At 70.9% G+C, this 2,642-nt stretch carries 1 protein-coding gene; it reads left to right on the top strand.

Going from position 1 to position 2,642, the window contains the following annotated elements; genetic code table 11:
* A partial coding sequence (locus CED_RS21040; protein ID WP_152569825.1) for a condensation domain-containing protein occupies positions 1-2,642 on the top strand: 2,642 nt, incomplete at both ends.

Raw genomic sequence — 2,642 nt, 5'->3', positions numbered from 1 at the left:
GGTGTGGGAGGAGCTGCTCGGTGTCGAGCGGGTGGGGTTGCGAGACAACTTCTTTGATCTGGGTGGTCATTCCCTGCTGGTAGCCCGCATGGTCGCCCGCCTTCAGCAGGCGCTCAGGGTGCCGATTCCGGTGCGGATGCTTTTCGAGACCCCGATTTTCGGTGAGTTCTGTGATCGCATCGAAGGCGCCGCGTCGGCCGGCGCTGGTCTCCCCCCGATCGAGGCGGCGTCGCGCGTGGCGGGCGTTCCGGACGAGTCCCGGGCGACCGACGCACAGGAGCGCCTGTGGTTCCTGCAGCAGTTCGACGAGGACGCGGGTCGCGCTTATCACCTGCATGGCACGTTCCGGATCGAAGGTCCGGTGGACCGGATGGCGCTGCAGCGGGCCCTCAACGACGTGGTCGACCGGCACGAGGTGCTGAGGAGCCGTTGCGTGCGTCTCGGCGCGGAGCTACGGCAGATCGTCGATCCGCAGGCCCGCGTGGNTCTCGGCGCCGTGGACCTGAGGTCGGTCCCGGACGAGCGGCGGCCGGCAGCCATGCGGGACGCCGCGCGTGAACAGGGCCGCCGGCCGTTCCAGCTCGACCGCTCCCCTCAGCTACGGGCGACGCTGTACCGGCTGGGCCAGACCGAATACGTGCTGGCCGTCACCACCCACCACATCTTCGCCGACGGCTGGTCCGTGCAGATCCTGATCCGGGAGCTGGTCGAGCGGTACGAGGCGCATCTCGGCGCGGGCGCGACGGCGCGACCGCCGGCTCGGCTCCAGTTCGCGGACTATGCCCGCTGGCTGCGCGGCACCGAGCGCGGCGAGCGGCGGGCGCGCGAGCGGGNGNACTGGTCACAGCGGCTCGCGGGCCTGCCCGACCTCGTCCAGCTGCCCACCGACCGTCCGCGGCCTGCGGTGCAGACGTTCGAGGGCGCCGTTCGGCGCTTCCCCGTCCCGGCCGAGCTGGTCCGGGCGCTACGTCAGCGCTGTCGGGATGAGGACGTCACGCTCTACATGGCCGCGCTGGCCGCCTGGGCGATGGTGCTGGGTCGGCATGCCAACCAGGAGGACTTCGGCATCGGCACCCCCGTCGCGAATCGCCCGCTGCCGGAGCTCGAGTCCCTGATCGGCTTCTTCGCCAACACCGTCATCATCCGGGCAGATCTTGGCGGGCGCCCCACCGTCCGGGAGCTGCTGCGCCGGATGCGGGATGAGTGCCTGGGCGCGTACGCGCACAGCGAGCTGCCGTTCGAGTCCCTGGTGGAGGCGCTGCATCCGCACCGCACCCCGGACCGCAACCCGCTGTTCCAGGTGATGCTCGGCATGCACGAGGCCGTGCTTGGCCCAATCCGGCTGGGCGAGGCGATGCTGACCCCGTTGCCGGACGACCCCGGCGGGGCCAAGTTCGACCTGTCGCTCTTCCTAGCTCAGGATGGCGACCAGCTGCAGGGGATGCTGGAGTACCGCACGGCGCTCTTCGACGAGGCCACCGTGCAGCGGCTGCAGCACCACTTCCTCGCCGCCCTGTCGGCGGTGGCGTACCTGCCGGAGCGGCCGGTCGACGAGGTGCCGCTGCTGTCGGCCGAGGAGCGGCACCGGATCACGGCCAGATGGAACGAGACGGCCATGGTTGTCCCCGAGCCGGGGCCCGTCCCGCTGCGGCTCGCCGCGCAGGCGGCGCTGACCCCGGACTCCGTCGCTCTGGAGGCCGGCGGGGTCACGCTGACCTACCGGCGTCTCATCGCCCGGGTCGAGGCCACGCGCGAGGCGCTGCGCCGCCGCGGCATCGGGCGAGGCGACCGCGTCGCCGTCTGCCTGGAGCGTGGCCCCGACCTGGTAGTGGCGCTGCTTGGTGTGCTGGCCTGTGGCGCCGCGTACGTACCGCTGGACCCGCACCACCCCGCGCAGCGGCTGCGTCACATCGTCGCGGACGCCGCTCCCGCACTGATCCTGCTCGACGACCCTGCGGTGCCTTTCGCAGACGGCCTGGCCAGCCTTGTGATCGCCGACGTGGGCGACGGCGAACCGGACGCACAACCAGCGGACTGGTCCACGGGCCTGACCGCCCAGGACCTCGCCTACCTGATCTACACCTCGGGTTCCACTGGCATGCCCAAGGGCGTGATGATCAGCCACGGCGCTCTGGCCAACTTCCTGACGGCGATGCGCGACATGCTTCCGTTGCGGGCGACCGATGTGTTCGTCGCGGTCACCACCCACGCCTTCGATATCGCGGCGCTGGAGCTGTTCTTGCCACTCACCCTCGGAATGCGCACAGTGCTGGCGACGTGGGAGCAGGCCACGTCCGGAGCCGAGCTCGCCGGGCTACTGCGCACGGCCGGCGCTAGCGCAATGCAGGCGNCCCCGGTCACCTGGCGGACGCTCCTGGACTCCGGATGGGACTGCCCTGAGGGCTTCCTCGCCCTCTGCGGCGGCGAGGCCCTGCCCGCCGATCTGGCCGCGGATCTGCTGCGCGCAGGCGTTCGGCTGTGGAACCTCTATGGCCCGACGGAGACCACGATCTGGTCGACGGCGACAGAGTTGACGGCTGGTGTGGGTGTGTCGGTGGGCCGGCCGGTGGCGAATACGCGGGTGTTCGTGCTGGATGGGGGTTTGGCGCCAGTGCCGGTGGGGGTGTGTGGTGAATTGTTTA

It is taken from the genome of Frankia sp. CeD (assembly GCF_000732115.1).
Taxonomy (GTDB): Bacteria; Actinomycetota; Actinomycetes; order Frankiales; family Frankiaceae; genus Frankia; species Frankia casuarinae.
The sequence above is the reverse complement of the archived record's forward strand: the minus strand, read 5'-3'. Positions and strand labels throughout refer to the sequence as shown.